General features: G+C 47.0%; 20 protein-coding genes, 5 tRNA genes and 2 rRNA genes. 11 read left to right on the top strand and 16 right to left on the bottom strand.

Annotated features, from left to right (window positions below):
* Positions 1 to 90: 90 nt before the first annotated feature.
* The 3 genes from T494_RS0107960 (at position 91) to T494_RS0107950 (ending at position 4,079) form a co-directional block, all read left to right on the top strand.
* Positions 91 to 993 (top strand): ribonuclease Z, encoded by a 903-nt coding sequence (locus tag T494_RS0107960; protein ID WP_028505840.1) that lies wholly within the window; start codon positions 91 to 93, stop codon positions 991 to 993.
* A 248-nt stretch (positions 994 to 1,241) separates the two neighbouring features.
* Positions 1,242 to 2,603 carry a Trk system potassium transporter TrkA gene (gene trkA / locus T494_RS0107955; RefSeq protein ID WP_028505839.1) on the top strand — a complete coding sequence of 454 codons (1,362 nt, stop codon included), beginning with the start codon at positions 1,242 to 1,244 and terminating at the stop codon, positions 2,601 to 2,603.
* 12 nt (positions 2,604 to 2,615) lie between these two features.
* Positions 2,616 to 4,079 (top strand): TrkH family potassium uptake protein, encoded by a 1,464-nt coding sequence (locus T494_RS0107950; protein ID WP_028505838.1) that lies wholly within the window; start codon positions 2,616 to 2,618, stop codon positions 4,077 to 4,079.
* Positions 4,080 to 4,133: 54 nt separating this feature from the next.
* On the opposite strand, the gene T494_RS13440 is transcribed toward T494_RS0107950, so the two are convergent.
* Positions 4,134 to 5,423: a hypothetical protein gene (locus tag T494_RS13440; protein ID WP_028505837.1), complete on the bottom strand. Its 1,290-nt coding sequence runs from the start codon at positions 5,421 to 5,423 to the stop codon at positions 4,134 to 4,136.
* A 288-nt stretch (positions 5,424 to 5,711) separates the two neighbouring features.
* On the opposite strand from T494_RS13440, the gene T494_RS0107940 reads away from it, so the two are divergent.
* Positions 5,712 to 7,307: a peptide chain release factor 3 gene (locus T494_RS0107940; protein ID WP_028505836.1), complete on the top strand. Its 1,596-nt coding sequence runs from the start codon at positions 5,712 to 5,714 to the stop codon at positions 7,305 to 7,307.
* A 76-nt stretch (positions 7,308 to 7,383) separates the two neighbouring features.
* Here the strand turns inward: T494_RS0107940 and T494_RS0107935 are convergent, their stop codons facing one another.
* A complete protein-coding gene (locus T494_RS0107935; protein WP_242836413.1) occupies positions 7,384 to 8,196 on the bottom strand; it encodes an N-acetylmuramoyl-L-alanine amidase in 813 nt (270 codons plus the stop codon).
* Between the two features lie 266 nt (positions 8,197 to 8,462).
* On the opposite strand from T494_RS0107935, the gene T494_RS0107930 reads away from it, so the two are divergent.
* The 6 genes from T494_RS0107930 to bioA all read left to right on the top strand — a co-directional run bounded on the left by T494_RS0107930 (position 8,463) and on the right by bioA (position 14,026).
* Complete coding sequence (locus tag T494_RS0107930) at positions 8,463 to 9,797, top strand: hypothetical protein (RefSeq protein ID WP_028505834.1); 1,335 nt, start codon at positions 8,463 to 8,465, stop codon at positions 9,795 to 9,797.
* A gap of 223 nt (positions 9,798 to 10,020) precedes the next feature.
* Entirely contained in the window at positions 10,021 to 10,332 is a 312-nt protein-coding gene (locus tag T494_RS0107925; protein ID WP_028505833.1) for a heavy metal-binding domain-containing protein, read from the top strand.
* 302 nt (positions 10,333 to 10,634) lie between these two features.
* Positions 10,635 to 11,165 (top strand): biotin transporter BioY, encoded by a 531-nt coding sequence (locus T494_RS0107920; protein WP_051540230.1) that lies wholly within the window; start codon positions 10,635 to 10,637, stop codon positions 11,163 to 11,165.
* Between the two features lie 5 nt (positions 11,166 to 11,170).
* Positions 11,171 to 12,139 carry a biotin synthase BioB gene (gene bioB / locus T494_RS0107915; protein ID WP_197021142.1) on the top strand — a complete coding sequence of 323 codons (969 nt, stop codon included), beginning with the start codon at positions 11,171 to 11,173 and terminating at the stop codon, positions 12,137 to 12,139.
* A complete protein-coding gene (gene bioD, locus T494_RS0107910) occupies positions 12,132 to 12,830 on the top strand; it encodes a dethiobiotin synthase (RefSeq protein WP_028505830.1) in 699 nt (232 codons plus the stop codon). Before bioB ends, bioD begins: the two co-directional genes overlap by 8 nt.
* Positions 12,827 to 14,026: an adenosylmethionine--8-amino-7-oxononanoate transaminase gene (gene bioA, locus T494_RS0107905; RefSeq protein WP_028505829.1), complete on the top strand. Its 1,200-nt coding sequence runs from the start codon at positions 12,827 to 12,829 to the stop codon at positions 14,024 to 14,026. The genes bioD and bioA overlap by 4 nt, the downstream gene beginning before the upstream one ends.
* A gap of 92 nt (positions 14,027 to 14,118) precedes the next feature.
* Here the strand turns inward: bioA and T494_RS0107900 are convergent, their stop codons facing one another.
* Together T494_RS0107900 and T494_RS0107895 are read right to left on the bottom strand one after the other, a co-directional pair.
* Positions 14,119 to 14,634: a flavodoxin domain-containing protein gene (locus tag T494_RS0107900; protein ID WP_028505828.1), complete on the bottom strand. Its 516-nt coding sequence runs from the start codon at positions 14,632 to 14,634 to the stop codon at positions 14,119 to 14,121.
* A 17-nt stretch (positions 14,635 to 14,651) separates the two neighbouring features.
* Positions 14,652 to 15,110 carry a MarR family transcriptional regulator gene (locus tag T494_RS0107895; RefSeq protein WP_028505827.1) on the bottom strand — a complete coding sequence of 153 codons (459 nt, stop codon included), beginning with the start codon at positions 15,108 to 15,110 and terminating at the stop codon, positions 14,652 to 14,654.
* 252 nt (positions 15,111 to 15,362) lie between these two features.
* Here T494_RS0107895 and T494_RS0107890 point away from each other — a divergent pair, with 252 nt between their 5' ends.
* Positions 15,363 to 15,887: an S-ribosylhomocysteine lyase gene (locus tag T494_RS0107890; RefSeq protein ID WP_028505826.1), complete on the top strand. Its 525-nt coding sequence runs from the start codon at positions 15,363 to 15,365 to the stop codon at positions 15,885 to 15,887.
* Between the two features lie 262 nt (positions 15,888 to 16,149).
* Here the strand turns inward: T494_RS0107890 and T494_RS0107885 are convergent, their stop codons facing one another.
* The 12 genes from T494_RS0107885 to T494_RS0107830 all read right to left on the bottom strand — a co-directional run bounded on the left by T494_RS0107885 (position 16,150) and on the right by T494_RS0107830 (position 24,938).
* A complete protein-coding gene (locus T494_RS0107885; RefSeq protein ID WP_028505825.1) occupies positions 16,150 to 17,292 on the bottom strand; it encodes a nucleotidyltransferase family protein in 1,143 nt (380 codons plus the stop codon).
* Positions 17,293 to 17,440: 148 nt separating this feature from the next.
* The gene (locus T494_RS0107880; RefSeq protein ID WP_028505824.1) at positions 17,441 to 18,094 is read right to left on the bottom strand and encodes a class I SAM-dependent methyltransferase; all 654 of its coding nucleotides are present in this window, start codon (positions 18,092 to 18,094) and stop codon (positions 17,441 to 17,443) included.
* Between the two features lie 2 nt (positions 18,095 to 18,096).
* Positions 18,097 to 18,537, bottom strand: a complete 441-nt coding sequence (locus T494_RS0107875; RefSeq protein ID WP_028505823.1) for a S24/S26 family peptidase — start codon at positions 18,535 to 18,537, stop codon at positions 18,097 to 18,099.
* The gene (locus T494_RS13645) at positions 18,530 to 18,937 is read right to left on the bottom strand and encodes a PqqD family protein (protein WP_081777263.1); all 408 of its coding nucleotides are present in this window, start codon (positions 18,935 to 18,937) and stop codon (positions 18,530 to 18,532) included. The genes T494_RS0107875 and T494_RS13645 overlap by 8 nt, the downstream gene beginning before the upstream one ends.
* A 247-nt stretch (positions 18,938 to 19,184) precedes the next feature.
* Positions 19,185 to 20,915 carry a hypothetical protein gene (locus tag T494_RS0107865; RefSeq protein WP_028505821.1) on the bottom strand — a complete coding sequence of 577 codons (1,731 nt, stop codon included), beginning with the start codon at positions 20,913 to 20,915 and terminating at the stop codon, positions 19,185 to 19,187.
* Between the two features lie 130 nt (positions 20,916 to 21,045).
* Positions 21,046 to 21,121, bottom strand: a tRNA-Trp gene (locus T494_RS0107860).
* An 8-nt stretch (positions 21,122 to 21,129) separates the two neighbouring features.
* A tRNA-Ile gene (locus T494_RS0107855) sits at positions 21,130 to 21,203 on the bottom strand.
* Between the two features lie 78 nt (positions 21,204 to 21,281).
* Positions 21,282 to 21,353, bottom strand: a tRNA-Glu gene (locus T494_RS0107850).
* 164 nt (positions 21,354 to 21,517) lie between these two features.
* A tRNA-Lys gene (locus tag T494_RS0107845) sits at positions 21,518 to 21,590 on the bottom strand.
* 8 nt (positions 21,591 to 21,598) lie between these two features.
* Positions 21,599 to 21,715: ribosomal RNA gene (rrf, locus tag T494_RS0107840) — 5S ribosomal RNA — on the bottom strand.
* Between the two features lie 67 nt (positions 21,716 to 21,782).
* Positions 21,783 to 24,617, bottom strand: a 23S ribosomal RNA gene (locus tag T494_RS0107835).
* 247 nt (positions 24,618 to 24,864) lie between these two features.
* Positions 24,865 to 24,938, bottom strand: a tRNA-Ile gene (locus tag T494_RS0107830).
* Positions 24,939 to 25,011 lie beyond the last annotated feature (73 nt).

The raw sequence follows: 25,011 nt of genomic DNA, 5'->3' as shown, positions 1-25,011 counted from the left end.
AATTTACACTTTTTGCCTTGACAAAGACAGGCTTTTGATTCATAATAATACATAGGTAACTATGATCTGAAAAGGAACGAGGGTGATAAAATGATAGACGTATGTCTGGCAGGCACAGGTGGAATGATGCCCCTGCCCAACAGGTGGCTCACAAGCCTTTGGGTGGAGTATAACGGAAAGGCTGCTATCGTTGACTGCGGCGAGGGAACACAGATAGCCCTTGCTCAGCACGGCTGTAAGCTCAACAAAATAGGCGCTATCTTCATCACCCACTTTCATGCCGACCACATCTCCGGGCTTTCCGGACTGCTTTTGTCCATCGGAAACACGGGGAAAAAGGGATATATCACCATTTACGGCTGCAAGGGACTTGCAAGGATAATCAAGAATCTTTGCTGTATCTGCCCCCTGCTCCCATACGGAATTGATATTGTGGAGCTGGACAGCTCAAAGCCCAACACCATGCACTGGAACGATATGGTGGTAAACACAATACCCCTGCACCATGGGATACCCTGTATGGGCTATTCTTTCAGACTGGACAGAAAGCCCGTTTTCAACCCCAATAAGGCTAAGGAACTGGGTGTGGACGTTAAATACTGGCGACAGCTCCATGGCGGAGAAAGCGTTACCGTGGGAGATAAGCAAATAACCACCGACATGGTAACAGATGCCGCAAGAGACCCGATCAAGATAACATATATGACCGACACAAAGGCGTTTGAGGGTATGGCTGAGTTTGCCAAAGGCTCCGACCTGCTTATCTGCGAGGGAATGTACGGCGACGACGAGCTTCTGGACAAGGTGAGAGAGAAGGGTCATATGGTATTCTCCCAGAGTGCGGATATTGCCGTAAAATCAGGCTCAAAGGAGCTCTGGCTCACCCATTACAGTCCCGCTATGCCAAACCCGGGTTATTACGAAAAACGCACAAAAAAGCTGTTTGCCAATGCGGTGATAAGCAAGGACGGACAGAAGAAAACACTTGGATGATCTATATGCCCTGTGTGCCCAAAAGGTACCCGGGGCATTTGTGGTTTTCTCCCTTTATGTGTAAACGGTCAGGATTTATATTAGATAACAAAAATTTACGCTTTTAGTGCCATTTCTTTGTCAACTGTACAATATTGACAATCCTACGTGGCGGTGATATAATAACTGTGTATTTATAAAGGGGGGAACTGTTGATTTCCGCCTTTGAGAAGGAGGGAATGTCTGCCGGGTGCAGGCATGGAATAAATATGAAATTTGTTGTTATCGGTGCGGGAAAGATAGGTGCTACCCTTTCCGAACAGCTGGTTGAAGAGGGTCACAGCGTTATCGCCGTGGACAGTAACCCCGAAGCAGTCAAAAAGCTGCTCAACTCCCAGGATATAATGTGTATCGAGGGCAACGGTGCAACTGCCGGCGTTCAGATCGATGCAGGAGTCAAGGGCTCCGACATGCTTATTGCCACCACCGCCCACGACGAGCTTAATATGGTGTGCTGTATGCTGGGAAGACAGCTTGGTGCAAAAAAGACTATCTGCCGTGTTAGAAATCCGGAGTATCTTGACCAGATAGACATAATCAAAAACCAGCTGGGACTTGCTCTTATCATTAACCCCGAGCTTTACACCGCCCAGGAGATAGTTAACGGACTGGTGTTCCCCACCGCCTCAAGACTTGAGGTCTTCGGCAAGGGCAAGGTGGAAATGGTTGAGCTGAAGCTTTCCGAGGGCTCACCTTTCATCGGTCTGACGCTTGCGGAGATATACAAAAGACTGAAACTGAAATTTCTTATCTGTGCCGTTCAGCGTGAACATGGCATTTTTATACCCACCGGTGACTTTGTGCTCCACGCCGACGACAGAATAAATATAGCTGCCACCCATTCGGATATCGAACGTTTCTTCCGTGAGAACGGACTTGTAAAGACTAAGATAAAATCCGTGATGATAGTGGGCGGCGGAAGGATCGGCTTTTATCTTGCAAAGCAGCTTTCCGCAATGGGAATGCGTGTCAAGGTAATTGAAAAGGACTACAACCGCTGTACCGAGCTTTGCGACGAGATACCCAAGGCTACGATAATCCATGGTGACGGCACCGATCAGGAGCTGCTCCTTGACGAGGGCATAAGGGATGTTGATGCGTTCGTTGCACTTTCCGGACTTGACGAGGAAAACATTATCATGTCCCTTTACGCAAAGAACAACTCCGAAGCAAAGACTATCACAAAAATAAACAGGGATTCATATGTTGATATGGCAAGAATGCTGGGGCTTGACACCCTTGTAATGCCAAAACTGCTCACCACAGCCACCATTCTCAGCTATGTAAGATCTCTTGAGAATGCGTCTTCCGAAAGCCGTATTGAATCTCTCTACCACCTTATCGGCAACCAGGTGGAGGCTATCGAGTTCAATATCAAGGAGGCTATCCCCGGACTTACCGGTGTGCCTCTTAAAGATATAAAGATCAAAAAAGACATACTGATCTGTGCAATAATCAAAAAGCGTCAGGTCATTATCCCCAGCGGTAATGACACCATAGAACTTGACAACTCAGTTATTATTGTCACCAAGGATCAGCGTTTCTCGGAACTGAGAGATATACTGGAATAGGAGAAGATCCCTTTGAACAAGAAAACTGTGCTCCATATGCTGTCGCAGATGTGCACCCTTGAAGCGGTGCTTATGCTCATCCCGGCAGGTGTGGCGCTGTATTACCATGAAATGCGCACCTTCAGAGTGTTTATCATAGTAGCCCTGTCAGTGGCTGCGATACAGGTGCCGATATTTCTTTTCACACGTCAGAAGAAAATGGACGTTAACTCCCGTGACGGAATTGCGGTAGCAGCTCTGGGCTGGATAGTAATATCCTTATACGGCTGCCTTCCCTTTTATGTCAGCGGCGAGATTCCAAACTTTATAGATGCCCTTTTTGAAAGTATCTCCGGCTTTACCACCACAGGCTCGTCTATCCTCACCGATGTTGAGACGATGACAAAGGGTATGATGTTCTGGCGATGCTTTACCCACTGGGTCGGCGGTATGGGAGTTCTGGTGCTTACGGTAGCGATACTGCCGTCGGACAAGAAGTCCTCAAGCCTTCAGCTTATGAGAGCTGAGTGCCCGGGACCTACCGTTGAAAAGCTGGTGCCTAAGGGAAGGTCATCTGCGGCGATCCTTTATGCAATATACACCGTTCTTACGCTTATCATGATAATCTTCCTGGTGGTTGGAGGAATGCCTCTTTACGACAGCGTCTGCACCGCCTTCGGAACATCAGGAACAGGTGGCTTCGGTATCAGAAATGCAGGACTCGGTTATTACAATTCTGCTTACATTGAAGGCGTTGTAACAGTGTTTATGATGCTTTTCGGAATAAACTTCAACATTTACTTCTTCATAATAATGAAGCGCTTTTCGGATATTTTCAAAAATTCCGAGTTCAAGGTTTACCTTGGCATAATCGCCACTTCTATCGGTCTGATCTGTGCAAACACCATGGCTTACGGCGTTTACGGAAGCTTCTCCAAAGCTTTCAGATACTCCTCCTTCCAGGTCAGCTCCATAATGACCTCCACAGGCTTTGCCACAGCTGATTTTGACCAATGGCCGGAGCTTTCCAAAGTCATACTTGTAATACTTATGTTCGTGGGTGCCTGCGCAGGCTCCACAGGCGGCGGATTCAAGGTCTCAAGACTGATAATCCTTGTGCGTACCGCAAAACGTAATCTTCGCAAAATGCTTCACCCAAAATCGGTGAACGTGGTCAAGTCCGACGATAAGACCCTAAATATCGAGACCGTCCACGGAGTCAGCGGATACCTTATACTTTATATCCTTATTTTCTTTACCTCCCTGATAATAATCTCCCTGAACAACCTTGATTTCACCACCTCGTTCACATCGGTGACCACCTGCTTCAATAACATCGGACCGGGACTTGCCAAGGTAGGTCCAATGTGCAACTTTGCACATCTCTCCGACCTTTCAAAAATAACCCTGAGCATGGATATGCTTCTGGGCAGACTTGAATGTATACCCATAATAATGATGCTGGCACCGTCAATGTGGATAAAGAAGCTCTATTGATAAAAGACATAATAAACCCTCCCCGTTTTACCGGAGAGGGTTTTTTGTTGTGCTTTATTTCTGTCCGTTCATTCCACCCAGGAGTCTTTCCAGATCCTCTGCGCTTGGAAGTGCAACTTCGTCCATTGTTCCCGAACCTGCAGGATCCTGCGGCGGCTGAGGCGGCTGGGGTGCAGGAGGTCTTACTCCCGGTGCAGGTCTCAGATTCTGAGGAGCTGCATTGGGTGAAGGTCTGAATTGCTGCTGTGGCATTCCCTGTGGTGAACCCATCGGTCTTTGCTGCTGGGGCATTCCCTGAGGTGCGCCCATTGGTCTTGGCTGTTGCGGTGCTCCCTGAGGTGCGCCCATTGGTCTTTGCTGCTGGGGCATTCCCTGAGGTGCGCCCATTGGTCTTGGCTGTTGCGGTGCTCCCTGGGGTGCGCCCATCGGTCTTTGCTGCTGAGGCATTCCCTGTGGTGCGCCCATCGGTCTCTGCTGCTGAGGCATTCCCTGTGGTGCCCCCATCGGTCTTTGCTGCTGAGGCATTCCCTGTGGTGCCCCCATCGGTCTTTGCTGCTGAGGCATTCCCTGAGGTGCGCCCATCGGTCTTTGCTGCTGGGGTGCTCCCTGAGGAGGTACCGGCGGCTTGTTGAACTGAGCAAAGAAATCGTCTGTGTTCACCGTACCCATGCCCGAACCGGAGGACGAGGACGAAACTGTGGAGGAGGAACCTCCTGTGAGGAACGCACTGCCAAAGTATCCAAGTCCCAGTATAAGCCCTGTGTATGTGATTATCTGAGAGAATGGCTTTAACGCCACCATATTGAATTCCATATCCGACGGCAGTCCGCTTCCGCCCAGAGCTTTTCCAAAGGTCTTGAAAAGCTCCGACATCAGGTTGAACGCTGCCTCGATCTCATCATAGTCCTTTCTGTTCACCATCATCGGATACACTATCACTCCGATGGCTCCCGCCACCAGAACAGCTCCGATAGCGATCTTCGCTCCCGAACCGCTTGATTCTGCAAGGATAATACCCAGAATACCCGCCACAATATGTATCACGGACAAAGCTAATATAGCATAGGAATACGTTGTAGATTTTCCGTACCATTCGTCAAAGGTTTTGAACATGGCACTTCTTGAATCGCTGGCGCTGTTTGTTCTGGGAGTTGAATACCCGTACTCATTTCCGCCGGAAGAGCTCTCCATCTGTTCGTAATATGTCTTGAGCTGACCCATGGTCTTGTTGGTCTTTTTGGAATTTGAAAGTCCGATAAGGCCAAATACAAGTGTGACGATACCTGCCACAATAAGCAGAAGGCTTATGGACCTGAATGCTTTAACACCGTTATCTCCGGACATTTGTCTTTCCTCCCGTTTCTCCCGTTTTACAGGGTAACTATCCCCTGACTGTACAACTCAAATTATATCACATAACAGTTGATTTTTCAATAAGATTTTCTCAGCCCGAGTATTTTTATGCACATTTCATATTCTAAACGTTCATATTTTGTCTGTTCCTACAAAAACTGCCTTATCAGTACCCATGATTTCCATAGTGTAAAATTTCTGTCACAGCTTGAAAAAAACGGCTTTGTGTGTTATACTAAATGGGTATGTGAAATATGGGACTACACAGGAGGAATATATTTGAAAACACTTGAGCAAGAGATAAAAAGGCGCAGAACGTTCGCCATAATATCCCACCCGGACGCAGGTAAGACAACCCTTACCGAAAAGTTCCTGCTTTACGGCGGTGCCATCGCCCAGGCAGGTGCGGTAAAGGGAAAAAAGAATTCCCGCCATGCTGTCTCCGACTGGATGGAGATAGAAAAGCAAAGAGGTATCTCGGTAACCTCATCGGTAATGCAGTTCCAGTATAAGGACTTTTGCATAAATATCCTTGATACACCGGGACACCAGGACTTTTCCGAGGACACCTACCGTACCCTCATGGCGGCAGACTCTGCGGTAATGGTTATCGACGCATCAAAGGGCGTTGAGGCGCAGACAAGAAAGCTTTTTAAGGTTTGCGTTATGCGCCATATCCCTATCTTTACCTTTGTCAATAAAATGGACCGAGAGGCAAGAAACCCCTTTGACCTTGTGGACCAGATAGAAAACGAGCTTGGGATAAAGACCTATCCCGTCAACTGGCCTATCGGCTGCGGAAAAGAATTCAAGGGTGTTTATGACAGAGACAAAAAGCATATCATCTCCTTTGAAGCCAATAACGGACAGCATCAGGTAGCCGCTACGGAGGTAGACCTTTCCGACCCGTCCCTTGACGAGCTTATAACCCCCTGGCTCCACCAGACCTTATCCGACGACATCGAGCTCCTTGACGGCGCAAGCTATGAATTTGACATTGATGCCGTGCGCAAGGGCGAGCTTTCCCCTGTGTTCTTCGGCTCTGCCCTGACCAATTTCGGCGTTGAGCCTTTCCTTGAGAACTTCCTTGAGATGACCACATCCCCTACCCCGAGAATGTCCTCCGAGGGTATCGTTGACCCCTTTGACCCTACGTTCTCCGCTTTTGTTTTCAAGATACAGGCGAATATGAACAAGGCGCACCGAGATAGGATAACCTTCCTGCGTGTGTGCTCCGGAAAGTTCGATAAGGAAATGGACGTTCTGCACGTTCAGGGCAACAAGAAAATGCGCCTTTCCCAGCCACAGCAGATCATGGCGCAGGAGCGTGAGATAATCGACGAGGCGTATGCAGGGGATATAATCGGCGTGTTTGACCCGGGCATCTTTGCCATCGGTGACACCATATGTGACCCCAAGAAAAAATTTGAGTTCGAGCCGATACCAACCTTTGCTCCCGAGCACTTTATGAGAGTCCGCCAGAAGGATACCCTTAAAAGAAAACAGTTCGTAAAGGGTGCCACCCAGATCGCCCAGGAGGGAGCTATCCAGATCTTCCACGAGCCTGATACAGGTATGGAGGAGGTCATCGTGGGCGTTGTTGGCGTGCTGCAGCTTGAAGTTTTCGAGTACAGAATGAAGAACGAATACAACGTTGACCTGCTCAAAGAGAGCCTTTCGTATTCCTATATCCGCTGGATAGATAACAAGGACCTTGACCCCAAGACCCTCAAGCTTTCCAGCGACACCAAGCTGGTAAAGGATTTCAAGGACAACTACCTGCTGCTTTTCACAAGCGAGTGGAATATCCGCTGGGCGCTTGAAAAGAACGAGGGCTTACAGCTTTCGGAGTTTAACCGAGGCGAATTACAGTAATACCGCAAAAATAAACAGGAGCGTTGCTGCTCCTGTTTTTTTGTCCCCGTCGCACAGTGATCATAAGCTCCCGGTTTTACTCTTTCGGCATACTAATAAGATACTCCTGTGCCCCGGTGAAGATAGTAAAGGCAACCTTTTTCTGGTAGTCTGCGCTCTCCAGCAGCTTTGCCTCCTCGGGGTTTGACAAAAATCCGCACTCTATCATCACTGCCGTGTTCTTTGTGTTGTGTATAAGATACATCTCGTTTCCCACCGGCTTTGTCTCACGCATATTCTTGGGCTGCAAAAGCCCTGTGAACTGGGCTTTCATGCACTCTGCAAGCCGCTGCCCCTCGGTGCTGTCCTTGGGGTAGAACATCTGCGCTCCGCTGTATCTGGGGTCGGTAAACTGATTCTGATGCACCGAAAGAACAAGGGCATTGTCATAGCGGTCCATTATCTCCAGACGGTTCTTCATATCCGAAAGCTTCTGCTTTGCTATTCCCTCAACGCCGTTGTCATGGATAGACCTGTCGTCTTCACGGGTGCAGACCACATCAAACCCGGCAATGTCAAAGCAGTCACGCAGCGTCTGAACAATGGCAAGGTTTATCCCCTTCTCCGCCACTCCGTTCACCGATACGCAGCCTCCGTCTATGCCCCCGTGTCCCGGGTCCAGAACTACTACCTTCCTTTTGCTGTCTGCCCCGGCTGCTCCTGCCGCAGGGACATCTGTACCCCCTTTGCCCGAAAGCATCCATATAAGTGCAAATATACCAACCATTAAAATGCAGGCTCCGCTCTGTACCTTTCTCATCATGTCATATCTCTCCTTCATCCCCCATGTTCCGCAGCGGTCTATTCCCCTGCAGCCCGTAGTGCCTCTGTGGCGGTTATATAGTGACAAATCGCTCCTCCCCCTCCTTCTTTTTTATTGTATTCTCATGCTTATCAAATAATTCCCCCACCATGCCGATATGCCCTGTTTTTCCCTTTTTACAGCCCTTTATACACCCTTTTCAGTTATTTGTGCAGTCCTCACAAAAAATCAAAGCCAAATTTGTTATCGGTTTGTTTCCTTCCTGTTGTTTTTTTGTTGACATACTAATAAAAATATTGTATAATATTCTTTAGTAAATTTTATCTAATATATACGAAAGGTTTGGATCTCCTATGGCAAAAAAGCAAGAAACAATTCCTGAACAGGTAGTCAGACTCTATAAAGAGGGCTATGATCTGGATCGCATAGCAAATATCATGCAGATGAGCAAGGTAGGCGCAAGAGGCGTGCTCGAAAAGTATATGCCCGACTATGAAAATTTCCACCAGCCACCTGCTCCCACCGAAGAACCCTCACAGGAAAAAGGTGTTATCGGAAGAATATCAAATCCGTTCAAAGGCAGAAAGAAAAAAGACGAGAGCACAGCTGCTTCAGCTGTGAATCTGAACCTTAACTATGATGAAAACGGATTTATCGACAAGCATACCGAATCTATCGCAAAGATGATCCGCAGAGGTGATTCCGATAAGAGGATCGCTGAGTTCTTTAACTGCTCTGTATCCGATGTAAAGGCAGTAAAACAGGTCCTGGATCAGCAGACTGATCTTGCAAAGACCGCTCCTGCCGATACTTCTGCCAAGCAGGCTCATGAGGCTGAGGAAGAGGTCTTTAATCCATTCATGCCGGAAAAGAAAAAGCATGAGAGCGAGGCTCAGCAGACGCAGCCACAGCAGACCGGCGGATATGATCCCTATGCACCGGATGCACCGCTTGATCCCTATGCAGTGCCTTACGATCCCACAAATCCGTACGATCCCAACGCACCGCTTGATCCCTATGCAGTGCCTTACGATCCCACAAATCCGTACGATCCCAACGCACCGCTGGATCCTTATGCAGTGCCTTATAACCCCAATGAAGCTGAGCAGGAATATGTGCCGAACATAAAATTTGAAGACGATGACGGGCTTGAGGAAATGCCTTCTATCTCTACGGATAATCTTGTGTTCGCCGAGCCGCCTGTTACACCTTCCACCGACGCTATCGATGCCATTGCCACAGAGGATATATCCTTTGATATGGATGCGATCGACAATGCCGATGAAAATATTTCATTTGAATTGAAAGAGAGTGACGCAGAAATGACCGCAAGTGAAAAGATGAAAATGTTTGCTAAACAGCAGATAGATGAAAACAACGCAAAGCTGGAGGCTCTTAATAAGGAAAAGGAAAGCACAGCTAAGGAGCTTGCAAGCGTAGAAGCAGAACTTTCCACCACTAAGGCAGTTATCGACGACTGCGAGAGCCAGATCTCACAGCTCAACATTCAGCTTTCGGAGATCAATGCAAAGCTCACAGATCTGCGTTCAAGACTTTCCGAGAACCAGATCAACGAGACAAAGCTTCTTGATACTGCCGTTAAGAACAGAGCAGCTGTCCAGGATATTGAAAACTCCATAAACGAGATCATGAAGGATAACTCCGAGTATGAGGCATTCCTGAAGTAAGAACGAACCCCCTTCTTCAAACCGAAGGGGGGTATCTTTTAAATCGGAGCAAAGCCAGATGTAAGCGTACAGGTCACCTGCTGCCATGAGAGGACCTGACCGCAGCAGCTTTAGCTCCTCAGAAAGTCAGTGAGGGATCGTACCCCCTCCACCGAATGACGTATGTGATCCGCCGCCTCAAAGAGGCATGGGTAACAGGTTATATATTAAAGGAGGAAAAACAATGCTGGTAACTACAACAGAAAATATCCCCGGAAGAGAATATGAGATCCTTGGTCTTGCAAAAGGTTCCACAATCCAGTCCAAGCACGTAGGTAAGGATATAGGTGCAGGGCTCAGAAACCTTGTGGGCGGCGAGGTAAAGGCTTATGTTGAAATGATGAACGAGGCACGTGATATCGCAACCCAAAGAATGATCGAAAATGCATCACAGATGGGCGCAGATGCAGTTGTTTCCATGAGATACGGCACATCTGCAATTATGACAAGCGCAGCTGAGGTAATAGCTTACGGAACGGCTGTTAAGTTCAAGTAATAATAAAAATCACCGATCCGGGAATTTTAAACGCTCCCCTTTTGTTAGGTTAAAAATGGTATATTTATTATACCACACCGTCTGACAAAAGAGGGGCTTTTTATATTGTATTATCTACTCTTTATCCACAGTAAAATACACGCCGATAACCGATAGTTGTCGGCTAAATAGGAATGTCGGGAGAAACCGCCTGCAAATTGTCAACTACATTTGCAGCAAAAGGTTGACAAATTGCCCCTTGAGTATTATACTCTATATGGAGAGGAGTGGATACTATCACAAACACCAATAGAATAAACAGCATGGTGATGACTGCGCTGTTTACGGCTTTGATAACAGCAGGGGCATACATCCGCATCCCTGTTCCCGTGTGCCCGTTTACCCTGCAGTTCCTTTTTACAACACTTGCAGGGATCGTACTGGGCAGGAATAAAGGTGCCGCCGCAGCAGCCCTTTATGTTCTTGTGGGACTTGCAGGATTACCTGTATTCACAGGCGGTGGAGGGATAGACTATGTATTTCAGCCCACATTCGGCTATCTTATTGGCTTTATTGCAGGCTCGTATCTAACCGGTCTTATTGCCCACAGCAGCAAACCTACCACCGCACGCCTGCTTGTCGCCTGCTTTTCAGGGCTTGCCGTGGTTTATGCCTTGGGAATGATCTACTATTATCTGATAAGCGCATTTTATCTCCACGCTCCGATCGGAATAGGCTCACTGTTTTTGTACTGCTTTGTTCTTGCGGTGCCGGGAGATATTGCGCTGTGTATATTGTCTGCGGTGCTGGCAAAACGCTTGATGCCCGTACTTCACAAAAAAGGAGCAGTATAATGGATATTGAAAATATGACCCGTCAGATAATTGAAGGAAAACGACTTACACGGTCTGATGATCTGAGTTTCCTTCTGAGCACAGAACTTAGCGAGCTTACCCGATGTGCCGACAGTCTTAGAAAGCATTTCAGCGGACACCATGCAAACCTTTGCAGCATTATAAACGGCAGAAGCGGACGGTGCTCTGAGGACTGCAAATTCTGCGCCCAGTCAGCTCACCACTGCACAGGGATCCGGGAATACGGTTTTCTTGATAAAGCCAGGATCCTGGCTGAATGTAAACATAATGAACAGCAGGGGGTGCATCGCTTTGCTATCGTTACTGCGGGACGCAGACTTAGCGGCGACGAGTTTGAAAAGGCACTTGATACCTACCGCACACTTTCCCGTGAAAGCAAGGTGGGCTTGTGTGCCTCGCTGGGACTGCTTGAGGAAAAGCAGTTTTTAAAGCTGCGTGAGGCAGGAGTAACGAGATACCATGCCAACATCGAAACTTCAAAACGCAACTTCAAAAACATATGTACCACCCACACCTTTGAGGATAAGCTGGAGTGTATCCGACGGGCAAAAGCAGCCGGATTTGAGGTCTGTTCCGGAGGAATAATCGGTATGGGCGAAAGCTGGGAGGACAGGATAGACATGGCGCTGACCCTCAGTGAGCTTGGCGTAAGCTCAATACCGATCAATGCCCTGATACCCATCAAGGGTACGCCGCTGGAAAACATACAGCGCATCACCGAGCCTGACATACTGCGTACCGTGGCAATTTTCCGCTTTATCGTTCCACAGGCGGATATACGCCTTGCAGCAGGTCGTGATCTTATGACAAACTGTGGTGAAAAAGCTTTTCTGTCAGGTGCAAACTCAGCTATCACAGGTGATATGCTCACCACTTCGGGCAACCGTATCCGTGAGGATATTGCAATGCTTGACAGCATAGGCTATTCGACCGGGAGGGAAAATGATGAATAAGGGCATCTTTGTAACAGGGACAGCAACAGATATCGGAAAGACATATGTCACTGCCCTGCTTGTAAAAAAGCTTCGTGAAGCCGGCTGTGATACCGCCTATTTCAAAGCAGCAGTCAGCGGAAACCGGCGTGATGAAAAGGGCAGCCTGATCCCGGGAGATGCGGCATTTGTAAAGGATATTTCCGGCATTCCCCAGCCCCTGGACACCATGTGTCCCTATGTCTACGAGAACGCCGTATCTCCACATCTTGCCGCCAAAATAGAGGGTGATCCCACAGAGCTTGAAAAGGTGGTGTGGTGCTATGAAAAGCTCTGCGGTGAATATGAATACGTTATCTGCGAAGGCAGCGGAGGCATTGTTTGTCCTATACGTTATGACGAGAAGATAATAATGCTTGAGGATATTATAAAAGCTCTTGATCTGCCCACGATAATTATTGCCGACGCAGGTCTTGGAACGATCAACAGCGCAGTGCTTACCTGCCATTACATGAAAGCGCAGGGACTAAAGATCCGTGGGCTGATACTCAACCACTTCCACAAAGGGGACATAATGGAGGAGGACAACAAGTTTATGTGCCGGCAGCTTACCGGACTGCCTGTTATCGCCTGCATAGGTGATGGCGATACCGATATACATATCCCGGCAGAACAGCTTAAAAGAATATGCACCTCAGGAGGAGAATTATGATCTGGTATCCATATGCTCAAATGAAAACCCTTGATGCTCCCGTTAAAATCGAAAAAGCACAGGGAGTACACCTTTATACACAGGACGGTCACGACCTTATTGACTCGGTTTCTTCATGGTGGAGCGTTATCCACGGCTACAATCACCCTGAGATCAACGCAGCTATCAGACAGCAGCTTGATAAGTTTGCTCACGTTATGCTTGGGGGACTGACACATGAACCTGTGCAGAAACTGTCAGACAAGCTGGCTCAATGGCTGCCCGGAGACCTTGATTACTGCTTTTTCTCCGACTCGGGAAGCGTAGCTGTGGAAGTTGCGCTGAAAATGGCTTTGCAGTTCAACACAAACCGAGGCTCTGACCGTGACATGATACTCGCACTTGAACACGCATATCACGGAGATACCTTCAAGGCTATGGAGGTAGGCGACGACGAGGACTATCATTTTGCATTCGGAGCAAACAGCGAGAAAAAGCATGGCGTTATCCATATTCCCACACAAATCCCCGCCCTTGAAAACGCCTTCACAGAATACGGCGAACGGCTTACCTGCTTTATCGTGGAGCCTCTGCTGCAAGGTGCAGGCGGAATGCGTATGTACGATGTCAGCTTCCTTGAAAGGGCAAGGCAGCTGTGTGATAAGTATGATGTACTGCTGATCTTTGATGAGGTGGCGACAGGCTTTGGACGTACAGGAAACAGATTTGTGGCTGACCTGGTGCTGCCTGATATCCTTGTGCTTGGCAAAGCACTGACAGGCGGATATATCGGTCACGCCGCAACGGTTGCAAACCGCAGAGTATGGGAAGGCTTTATGAGCGACGATCCCACCCACGCATTCATGCATGGACCCACCTTTATGGGCAACGCCCTTGCCTGCTGTGCGGCACTCAAATCTATTGAGCTGTTTGAGCGTGATGATTATCTTTCAAAGATCCGCACAATAGAGGAGATAACCCGCCGTGAAATGGAAGGCTTTACAGATCCGAGAATAAAGCAAATTCGGATCATGGGCGGCTGTGTGTGTATCGAAGTTTACGACCCGAAAGTGCTTGAGGGATTTAAGAAATTCGCATACGATCACGGCGTTTTCAGCAGGACATTCCTGCGGTATATGTACGCAATGGTCCCCTATGTGATAAGAGAGCCCGAACTTGTTACTATACTTGATACAATGAAAGCATGGTTCAGATAAACCGTCCATTATTTAAAAGCTATCCGCAACTGACCTTATGATAAAAGACAGCCGCCCGATCTGACCGGACGGCTGTTTTGAGCTATATTCCCTTACTTTAAAATGAACTCGATTAGCGGCTTGATATTCTCTTTATCGGAGAAATCAACAGGTGTATCGTATGCATCAAGCATTCCCTGCTCGTCCTCGGTGCGCTGCTTTGTCTTTTGCAGCTTTACCTTCAGCATTTTCATCAGTACCTTGTCCTTTGCAGTCAGCTTGCTGAAATCAAATCCCCCCCGCAGATAAAAATGTCCTATCTTTTTCTGCTGTTCCGATGTCAGCACCCTGTCCCAGAAAGGCTGCATCTCATGCTCCCTGCCGGGATTTGAGCCTACCGCAAACAAAGCGATCTTTTTGCCCGACAGCTTGTCAAGATTCTTGGTGATAAGCTTTACTCCGTTGAATCCCCCTGCGTACATACCGCCGCCGTAAATTATCCTATCATATCCAATGATGTCGGAAAGCTCCGGGTCCTCTTTTATATCGCAGCCCAACTCCTGTGCTATCCACTTTGCATATCTTTTTGTGTAGCCTGACTTGGATCTGTAAGCGACTATCGTTTTCATATTGTCTTCTCCTCTCTTTATCCATCGTTTTCCTTCTTCAGTTCGTTAAGCCTGTCACACAGCTTTGCAAGGGCAGAACAGAAAGCGGTAGTTTCCTCCTCGGTCAAGCACTCAAACAGTTTGAATACGAACCGCTGATCCTGTCCGTCTTTTTTCGTGCGGAGATGCTCGGCAGCCTCGGTCTTAACAAGGCGGATAGCCCTCTTATCCTTCTTATCCGCAACGACCTGCAAAAAGCCCTTGTCAATAAGACGGTCAACGATCTGCCGCATACTCTGATGTGTAACCCCCGAAAGCTCGGATATCTGCTTTAGTGTCGGCGGTTCGGGAAACGCATCTATCATCGTTATCGCAAGCCATTGCTTTGCGGTGATGTCCTCAAAACCGCTGTCCATTATCGCCTGCAAACGATTGGCACAGATAAAGATATTCACATAAGCAATAAGCCTCTGATCCATTTTTTCAAAGTCGTACATAAGCCTCTCCTTAATATGTAGTATATTACCTATATATGCAGTATACTACATATTTTCCTGTTTGTCAATAGCAACTCCTTTTTCCGAACAAAGAAACAACTTGGTTTTCAGCAAATATATCCGCTTAATTTGACATAGCCGTCACAATAGGGTATAATGTTTTTAGTACAGGTTTTTAGGCAATGACGTAATTTAACATCCTCTGCTTTGCAAACGCCTGTAAATAGCCACGATCTGAAAGGAGAAACAACTATGGATCTGATCCCCAGCTTTTCCGTTGACCACACCAGGATCATCCCCGGGATATTTACCAGCAGAGTAGACACCCTGGGAGACCAGATGGTCACCACCTATGATGTAAGAGTAACCAAGCCAAACACAGAGCCTGCCGTGGACGTGGCAGCAATGCACTCCCTGGAGCACATCATCGCCACATTCCTGAGGAATGACCCCGACTGGAAGGATAATATCATCTACTGGGGCCCTATGGGATGCCTCACGGGATTTTACCTTATCTTAAAGGGAAACCGTGAACCAAAGGAAATATACGATCTCATCCTCAGTGCCTTTAAGTCAGTTGAGAACTCCGCCGATGTCCCCGGGGCTTCACCTGTCAACTGCGGCAATTATCTGATGCACAACCTTGAAATGGCTAAGTGGTATGCACGCAGATTTGCTGATTATCTGACTGAAAATGCAGGCAATGCGGAGATCTTTGAGTATCCAAGATCTCAGCGGCTTGTAACCGAAGACGGTCGCCAATTCTTTGATTCCTGAATAAAAAAGCAAGCCGTTAAGCTTATTGAAATGCCCCCTTCCGTTAGATTTCTAATTGGTATATTTCTATTATACCACATTGTCTAACAAAAGGGGAGCATTTCATATCGCTTGGCGGCTTGTTTTTTTCAGTTATATCCCATGGATCATTATTTTTAAACAGACAAAAAGCACAAAAAAGAATTAGCTCAGCTGTGGGATTTGTTTTACGTAATAATATAGATTATTCTGTCAACTCGCTGTCCGGAACATCTCGGCATTTTCAGCTTTTGTGCTTCATCAGAACTTTGATCTCGCTTATGCTCTTTTTTCTCTTGCTCGTTATTCCTCTCAGCAACCGATAGAAAAACAGCAGCGGCAGCCGATATTTCTTCTCATAGAACCACGGATAAAAGCTCTTCATTGCTTCGTATCTCGTGTCTTTTTCGCTTATCGGTACTGTCAGCCTGCCAAGCGTATATTTTATCTTGGCGAGCTTGCCGCTTCCGTGCTTTGCAACCCTGTTATTGACCAAGTTTTCAAGTGTGCCGTAGGTGCCGCTGAAAACGATATACCTGAGCATTTCCTTATCCTCGTCTGTCAGCTTTTTCCCACCGAAAAGGTGCATCGCAAGGCTTCGGCTTTGCCTTTCAAATTCTGCTATGCCCAGCTTTTCGCACTCGCCCTCTATGTACTCCATATCGAGCTTGTCGCCCGGCTTAGTCAGGTACACATTGGTGTCAAGCACCGACCGCAGCCCTGTTCCGCCGTTTGAATAGTGCTTATATTCGTGAGCGGTCATGAATATATAAAAATCCTCATCGCTGAAATGATATCCGAAGTTGTTGTCCTCGTCCTTGATAAGCCTGTCCTTGACGTTCCTGTAGTATTCAAAAATTCTGTTATCATTATGATTGATGATCGACGTGTGCATTTCAAAATTGCTGACAGGCTTCTTGAAATATACATCGTGGTTGCCATGCCCGAAACGCTCACAGGCAAAGCCCATTGACTCCATTATCTGCTTGACGTCCCGGGCTCTGGCGCTGTCAAAGAGGATATCGTTGTCCGACATCTGGCGCATACCGTACTTGGGGTACAGGTCCTTGAGCAGCGAGCCCTTGAGGGGCATATACCATATCTGCGCCGCTTCAAGCCGTTCAAAAAGCTGCGCTCTGTCAATATCCATCTGAGCATTTTTACGCATAGCCTTGCCCTTAGCCTGGGTGAAGCGCTCATCATTGACTCCTGCCGATTCGAGAGACATTGCGCAAATCGCCGTCAGAAGATGCTTATTCGCAGCTTCATATACAGCCGTGATATCCATTTTCCGCACTCTTGCGTCGCCGGGTATTTTGCCGTTCACACCGCAGTACGCAAGGTAAATAACGTCCTTGATCGCCTTGATATATTCTCGCCTATCCATTTTTTCAATTACTCCGTTCTATTTAATTCAAGCACCACCGCTCGCACCATTTAGTGCCTGAACGAGCATCAGTGCGGCGATGTACCATTTTTCTTTTTCGCAGCGGCATAGAGCAATTTTATTGCATTGTTATTCATGGAGTATACTCTCAAAGCGAAAAGCCCTGCGGACATCTGTACATATACAGTCCATGACTTTTATATATCATTTCTCGTCTTACCCTTGTCCAGCCCTTTCTGTTTTCAAGGTAGTCACCGCTTTGTGTGTCCCACCAATAGAAGAACCTGACGGGATGAGTAAGATTTTTTTCAAGCATATTGATAAAACTGTGAAAGGCTTCCGTTTCAAAGGGTCTGCCGAGGAATAAGACCGTATAGCTGTTATAGTCATGCTCAAAGGCATTTCCGTGGATGATACTGATCTTCTTATATCTCTGCGCCCAGCTCTGTGCGTATTGTGCAACATCCTTATTGAGTTCTATCCCTGTCAGTGAGCAGGGATAATTTTTGCTTACCAGATATGCAAGCACCCTGCCCTTGCCGCAGCCCACATCAATAAAAGAATCATTTTCATCTAAGCTCTCACCCTCAAATATCTTGTCCAGTGCCCAGTAGCAGGTGGCTTCACTGCCTGTTGCACCCATAGTTTCTCTGTATAAAGAGGGGACATATTTTACAAGTGAACAGCCGCATATTTTCTTGTCTTTTCTGCCGTCAAAGAAATGCACCAATCGCCTGTGCGCACCAAGATATTTTCTTCTGACAAATCGCTTCAGCGATCTTTTTTTTGTCTTTGTCTGCATAACTATTTCCTTTTTATCATTCTTCCAAGTTTATTGATTACGTGAACAATAAACGCCCTCACCGGGAACAGATCGCACCACAGGTGAACGTATAGTCTGTACTTTGTATCGGTCACCTTTATCTCTTTGCCGTTGCGGATAACAGCGGTAAGCAAGCCTATGATATGCCTGTCGGTTATGCCGTATTCCTTGCTCCAGCGGTTATCTCCGCATATAACGTAGTCATGCTTTCTGACCTTTAAAATACGGTGCAGCACATACTGTCCGCTGTCACGCTTATACAAAGGAACATCATACTTTTTAAGCCTGTGTTTTGGCTTTTTACTGATAACGAGCAGATCTCTGTCCTGTTTTATCAGCGGCATCATACTGTCGCCCTTGTTGGTATAGATAAGCTTGCCGTCACGGGCTATGACTTCCTCGAAGGTCTGATTATTACCCATCAATAGCACCGATCTTTCTGAGCTCTGTGATCATCTTCTTCACGTCACGCTCTATGGCACCCTCAGGGGCATCGTACTTTTCATGCATTTTCCTGATGATCTCAGCCTCTGTGGTGTCGGTCTTTAACAGCTCCAGCACATCGCCTGCTGTCTTATTACCCTTTACAAGCCCCGAGAACTTAGCACTTCCTGTGGCAACGAGCATTGTCTCGTCTCCTGCGTCGTGTACGATAAAATCCTTTTTCAGCTTCATGGTTATTATCCTTTCATTGAGTTGTAAGCGACTCAGCCGCTTCAAGTTCCATATTACAGCCCAGCCGGTGCTTGCGTTGTATTTCGTTCCGTAGGCCATTATACCACAGTCTGAACATTTTATCAAGTATTTGTCATCATTCTCCATGACCGCTGTTTCTTCAAGCTCGTTCCCGGAGTTATCGGGGGCGCACTATCCCCTCGCAGGTCTTTGTCATATTGTTTTCCTCACACAAACGAAAAAAAGGCAGGCAGCCATTTGGCTGCCTGCCGGGAAAAAGAAGGTTAGAATGGTTCTGTTTCTGGGTTACATGATGTAGAAATAACATCTTCTACATTAAATGTAATAACCTCAAGTTCAACACTTGTATACTCTCTTCATTTCCCTCCTCTTTTTATGAAATGTAATCCGTCGCTTTAGCATTGAACAAATACAACGCTCTTGCGAGGTCTACATTTTTCTGTGTTGTAGCTTTAGATGCTGCATATGCCCAAGAAAGAGCACTTCTTGTAGTAGAATAGGTTGTTGTACCATCAGAAATGGTAAATACGTGAGATTTATTCAAATCTAAAGAACCTATCTCTCTGACTACAAATGCATTGTCATTCAGTTTAACAGTTTTGCCATCAATTTTAAATGTAAATTTAGATGCATCATATCCACTATTGAATTGAACTTTGAGTCTAAATGTTGTAACATCCCTACACTCTAATGTCATAGCTACTTTAGCTATGCCTTCAGGGAGTGAGCCACTTTCTGTCATTGCGTATTCACTCAATGCATTCTGAAGTTCTTCCTTTGATAACTGATTAAACTCTTCACTGAAGTTTAAGTTTGTATAATCACCGGACTGGAAATACTTCTGTGCAGCAATTCCATAATCACGCGTCGCTTTAGCTAAAGCAACCATCTTTGGATTAGTTGATTTAGAAATCGCAAGATCAAGATAATCAGACAAACTCATAGTATATCCATCATCATAGTTTGCGTTATTAGAATCAGTCAATGGAATAAGAACATCATCTTTATTATACACCTTAATGTTGACATCATCATGCATCTCAATTGCCCTATACGGTACAGCAATTTTATACTGTTTTTCCTCGCCAACTGTACGATATGTAAGCTCAGATACAGCTAACTTTGTTTCTTCACCATTCTTTGTGAATACTACATATCCTTCATTTTCAGGATCAGTTATAGAATCCGGAAGCGTCATATAAACATTCAGCTTTATCTGTCCGCCAAGATCAGCAGTTCTTGCTTTAACAGTTGCAACTCCAGTCTCCTTAACTTCCCAAGTAACCTTGATATCATCAGATATGACTTCAAGTGTTGATGCATCGGAAACTGTGAGCTTATAGGTCTTTGCAACGTTGATCTCTTCAGGACCCTTGACGATTGCGATCTCGCCGCTAAATTTGTTGCCGTTCTCGTCTATTGCATCAAATACAGGTGATACGAATTCGTCTCCGCCGCTTGTCTTGATGTAGCTGGTCTTTGCCGTTACACTTACAAGCTTAGCTGCTCTGATTGTAAGCGTAGGATTTCCTTCTATCACAAGCTCGTAGTTGTCACCAAGAAGTGTCTCAATGTCCTTAATTGCTTGTGTATCAGCGGTGATCGCTGTGCCGTTTTCAACACCTGTTCCGATGTCGATAACTTCCGGAAGTGTGATTTTGTCGCTTTCAACGATACCTGAGATTGTAACGCCAACCGTTCCGTCGGTGTAGCCTGCAGGCTTAATAAGGTCTTCTGCTTTCAGAGTCACAGTAGCTGTTGCCTTATTGATCGTGAATTCCTTCATAGCAGGATCTGCTGTGAAGTTATCACCCGTTGCAGTAGCTGTTACTCTGTAATTTCCTGCAGCCTTAGCTTCGGTTACTTTTTCCCAAGATTCTACATTGCCTTCACCGACTACCCTCTTCTCGAACTCGTAGGTTACAGTGATGTCGTTGTCTTCGATAACTTCTTCATCAAGTACGGTTTCGCCGTTCTTCAATGTAGCTGTCACTGTGGTTGCAGTACCGTCATAAGCTCTTGCTGCGATCTCAGGGATCTCAACAGTCAGAGTAGACTTGATTATCTTCCAGTCCTCAATAGTAAAGCTGCTCCAAAGTCTCATACCTCTATCTTCTGCCTGTCCATCAGAGGATGAACGTGATCCAATCTTACAAAGCAAAGCAGACAGCTTAACGGCTGCCTGCTTTTAACCATGATAAAAAAGTCCGCAAACAAAGTGTTTGCGGACTTAGTGGCAGGGGCAGAAGGTTTCGAACCCTCGGCACGCGGTTTTGGAGACCGCTGCTCTACCAGCTGAGCTATACCCCTGAATATAATGGACCATCGGGGACTCGAACCCTGGACCGACCGGTTATGAGCCGGTTGCTCTAACCAACTGAGCTAATGGTCCATATTAAAAAAATATACAAGCCATACTAAATTATAGCTTGTATCCGTTCTGCCCAATATGGTCAAGGCAGATTAAAAATGACCCGTGGGAGAATCGAACTCCCGTCGCCGGCGTGAGAGGCCGGAGTCTTAACCGCTTGACCAACGGGCCTTGCTTTAATTTTACAAAACAAACATCATACTTCATTCCGAGTTTGCGAAGCAAACTCGCAAGGTTTTTTAATGCGGCGATAAAAATCGTAAAAATCCTGTGTGAGCTTTGCGCGTGCGAGCACAAGGATTTTTATTGATTTTTACGAGCATTTAAATACCGAGTGCACCATCGGGGACTCGAACCCAGGACCCACTGATTAAGAGTCAGTTGCTCTACCATCTGAGCTAATGGTGCATATCCAATGTCGGCGACGACCTATGTTTCCGGGCCGTTACCAGCCAAGTATTTTCAGCGATGATGAGCTTAACTTCTGTGTTCGGCATGGGAACAGGTGTGACCTCATCTCTATAGTCACCGACTTGGAAATATTGAAGACCGGGTCTTCAAAATTGAATAACAAAGCAAAGCGAAGAAACAATCTGTAATTTGGTCAAGCCCTCGACCGATTAGTACTTGCAAGCTAAATACGTCACCGCACTTACACTTCAAGCCTATCAACCTTGTAGTCTTCAAGGGGTCTTACTCTGTAAACAGATGGGATATCTTATCTTAAGGACGGCTTCACGCTTAGATGCCTTCAGCGTTTATCCGATCCGCACATAGCTGCCCAGCTGTGCCACTGGCGTGACAACTGGTGCACCAGAGGTGCGTCCATCCCGGTCCTCTCGTACTAGGGACAGCGCCTTGCAAATATCCTACGCCCACGACAGATAGGGACCGAACTGTCTCACGACGTTCTGAACCCAGCTCGCGTACCGCTTTAATTGGCGAACAGCCAAACCCTTGGGACCGAATTCAGCCCCAGGATGCGATGAGCCGACATCGAGGTGCCAAACCTCCCCGTCGATGTGGACTCTTGGGGGAGATCAGCCTGTTATCCCCAGGGTAGCTTTTATCCGTTGAGCGACGGCATTTCCATTCACATACCGCCGGATCACTAACTCCAACTTTCGTTACTGCTCGAACCGTCATTCTCGCAGTTAGGCTTGCTTTTGCGTTTACACTCTGACGCATGGTTTCCATCCATGCAGAGCAAACCTTTGAGCGCCTCCGTTACTCTTTAGGAGGCGACCGCCCCAGTCAAACTGCCCACCTAACAATGTCCCCCGACTTGATTCAAAGCCGCAGGTTAGAACTTCAGCACTCCAAGAGTGGTATCCCAAGGTCGACTCCGCACAAGCTGACGCCTGTGTTTCACAGTCTCCCACCTATCCTGTACATGAAATACCAAAATTCAATATTAGGCTACAGTAAAGCTCCATGGGGTCTTTCCGTCTAGTCGCGGGAAACCGGCATCTTCACCGGTACTACAATTTCGCCGGGCGGGTTGTTGAGACAGTGCCCAGATCGTTACACCTTTCGTGCGGGTCAGAACTTACCTGACAAGGAATTTCGCTACCTTAGGACCGTTATAGTTACGGCCGCCGTTTACCGGGGCTTCAATTCAATGCTCTCACATCTCCTCTTAACCTTCCGGCACCGGGCAGGTGTCAGCCCCTATACGTCATCTTTCGATTTAGCAGAGACCTGTGTTTTTGCTAAACAGTCGCCTGGGCCTATTCTCTGCGGCTTGATTGCTCAAGCACCCCTTATCCCTAAGTTACGGGGTCAACTTGCCGAGTTCCTTAACAACCCTTCTCCCGTTGGCCTTAGAATCTTCTTCCTATCTACCTGTGTCGGTTTGCGGTACGGGCACCTGGGATATACACACAGCTTTTCTTGCCTCCCGCTACGGCTACTTCCCTACTTGTTTTCGGTCCCTTACGACCGGATCAACCATTCTCCGGCTAGTCGCTTTGAAAGTGTCCCTGTGTTTAAATCCTTCGGTGGCTACGGAATTTCAACCGTATGTGCATCGGCTACGCGTTTCCGCCTCACCTTAGCCCCCGGCTTACCTTGAGCGGACGAACCTTCCTCAAGAAACCTTAGATTTTCGGCCATTATGATTCTCACATAATTCTCGCTACTCATTCCGGCATTCTCACTCGAATAAGATCCACCAGCGCTTCCGCTCTGACTTCACCCCTTATTCGACGCTCTCCTACCACTGCACCATAAGATACAATCCCAAGCTTCGGTACATTGTTTAGCCCCGTTGAATTTTCGGCGCAGAGTCACTCGACCAGTGAGCTATTACGCACTCTTTTAATGAATGGCTGCTTCTGAGCCAACATCCTGGTTGTTTATGCAACTCCACATCCTTTTCCACTTAACAATGTTTAGGGACCTTAGCTGTGGGTCTGGGCTGTTTCCCTTTTGACAATGAGACTTATCTCACATTGTCTGACTCCCGTGAATCAATTGTCTGGCATTCTTAGTTTGATAAGGTTCGGTAATCTTTCGACCCCTAGCCCATTCAGTGCTTTACCTCCAGCAATCTGTCACGAGGCTAGCCCTAAAGCTATTTCGGAGAGAACCAGCTATATCCGAGTTCGATTGGAATTTCTCCGCTATCCACATTTCATCTCCGGTCTTTTCAACGAACGTGAGTTCGGTCCTCCATGGAGTTTTACCTCCACTTCAACCTGAACATGGATAGGTCACTCGGTTTCGGGTCTATTGCATGCGACTTAATTCGCCCTGTTAAGACTCGCTCTCGCTTCGGCTCCGCACCTTAAGTGCTTAACCTTGCCACATACAATAACTCGCCGGACCATTCTACAAAAGGTACCCGATCACGCATTGACGCGCTCTCGGTGCTTGTAAGCATAGGGTTTCAGGTTCTTTTTCACTCCCCTCCCGGGGTTCTTTTCACCGTTCCTTCACAGTACTATCCGCTATCGGTCATCAGGTAGTATTTAGGCTTGGAGGATGGTCCCCCCACCTTCCCACGGGATTCCTCGTGTCCCGCGGTACTCCGGATACAGCTCGCTGCTCTTCACTTCGCCTACATGACTCTCACATTCTTTGGTGTGCTTTCCCACACACTTCGACTCGATCAAAGCAATGCTAAATGCTGTCCATACCCCAAAGGTATTTCTACCCTTGGTTTAGCCTCTTTCCCTTTCGCTCGCCACTACTCAGGAAATCTCGGTTGATTTCTTTTCCTCGCCCTACTTAGATGTTTCAGTTCAGGCGGTTCCCCTCATATACCTATTTGATTCAGTATATGATGTATGTGCATACACATACGGATTGCTCCATTCGGAAATCTGCGGATCAAAAGATACTTGCTCTTCCCCGCAGCTTATCGCAGCTTATCACGTCCTTCATCGGCTCCTGATGCCAAGGCATTCCCCCTACGCTCTTTTTAGCTTGACCACTTCTACAGAATTATGTTTCCTCGTTTGAAGTTTTGCTAAATTGTAGGTTTCCCGACTAATTCTTTTTCTTAGTCGTTTTCCTCATTTGCATACTTTACTTTCTTTGTTATTCAATTTTCAAGATCCAGTCTTGTAACCCTTTCGGATCACAATGGGCACAATGTGGATGAGTCCACTTGTTTTTCACAAGCTTCCTTTTCCTACATTCTGTCACTTTTTCATCAGCAAGTTTTACCTCACTGTGATGGGCACAAGTGGACTCGAACCACCGACCTCACGCTTATCAGGCGTGCGCTCTAACCACCTGAGCTATGCGCCCATTTTGAATTTGCCTTTAGGCAAATTCAAAACGGGTGAGTTTGACTTCAAGGTCAACGACCTTGATTTGCTTC

The organism is Ruminococcus sp. FC2018 (assembly GCF_000621805.1).
Taxonomy (GTDB): Bacteria; Bacillota; Clostridia; order Oscillospirales; family Ruminococcaceae; genus Hominimerdicola.
This window is presented reverse-complemented; position numbering and strand designations above follow the sequence as displayed.

Excerpts from the sequence above, each read along its gene's own strand:
- T494_RS0107895 (WP_028505827.1), bottom strand. The coding sequence starts at position 15,110 with ATGTACGACTTTGAAAAAATGGATCAGAGGCTTATTGCTTATGTGAAT.
- T494_RS0107880 (WP_028505824.1), bottom strand. The coding sequence starts at position 18,094 with ATGCAGACAAAGACAAAAAAAAGATCGCTGAAGCGATTTGTCAGAAGA.
- T494_RS0107875 (WP_028505823.1), bottom strand. The coding sequence starts at position 18,537 with ATGGGTAATAATCAGACCTTCGAGGAAGTCATAGCCCGTGACGGCAAG.
- T494_RS0107930 (WP_028505834.1), top strand. The coding sequence starts at position 8,463 with ATGGCAAAAAAGCAAGAAACAATTCCTGAACAGGTAGTCAGACTCTAT.
- T494_RS13645 (WP_081777263.1), bottom strand. The coding sequence starts at position 18,937 with ATGGAGAATGATGACAAATACTTGATAAAATGTTCAGACTGTGGTATA.
- T494_RS0107960 (WP_028505840.1), top strand. The coding sequence starts at position 91 with ATGATAGACGTATGTCTGGCAGGCACAGGTGGAATGATGCCCCTGCCC.
- trkA (WP_028505839.1), top strand. The coding sequence starts at position 1,242 with ATGAAATTTGTTGTTATCGGTGCGGGAAAGATAGGTGCTACCCTTTCC.
- T494_RS0107900 (WP_028505828.1), bottom strand. The coding sequence starts at position 14,634 with ATGAAAACGATAGTCGCTTACAGATCCAAGTCAGGCTACACAAAAAGA.
- T494_RS0107885 (WP_028505825.1), bottom strand. The coding sequence starts at position 17,292 with ATGGATAGGCGAGAATATATCAAGGCGATCAAGGACGTTATTTACCTT.
- T494_RS0107920 (WP_051540230.1), top strand. The coding sequence starts at position 10,635 with ATGGTGATGACTGCGCTGTTTACGGCTTTGATAACAGCAGGGGCATAC.
- T494_RS0107925 (WP_028505833.1), top strand. The coding sequence starts at position 10,021 with ATGCTGGTAACTACAACAGAAAATATCCCCGGAAGAGAATATGAGATC.
- bioA (WP_028505829.1), top strand. The coding sequence starts at position 12,827 with ATGATCTGGTATCCATATGCTCAAATGAAAACCCTTGATGCTCCCGTT.
- T494_RS13440 (WP_028505837.1), bottom strand. The coding sequence starts at position 5,423 with ATGTCCGGAGATAACGGTGTTAAAGCATTCAGGTCCATAAGCCTTCTG.
- T494_RS0107890 (WP_028505826.1), top strand. The coding sequence starts at position 15,363 with ATGGATCTGATCCCCAGCTTTTCCGTTGACCACACCAGGATCATCCCC.
- T494_RS0107865 (WP_028505821.1), bottom strand. The coding sequence starts at position 20,915 with ATGAGACTTTGGAGCAGCTTTACTATTGAGGACTGGAAGATAATCAAG.
- bioD (WP_028505830.1), top strand. The coding sequence starts at position 12,132 with ATGAATAAGGGCATCTTTGTAACAGGGACAGCAACAGATATCGGAAAG.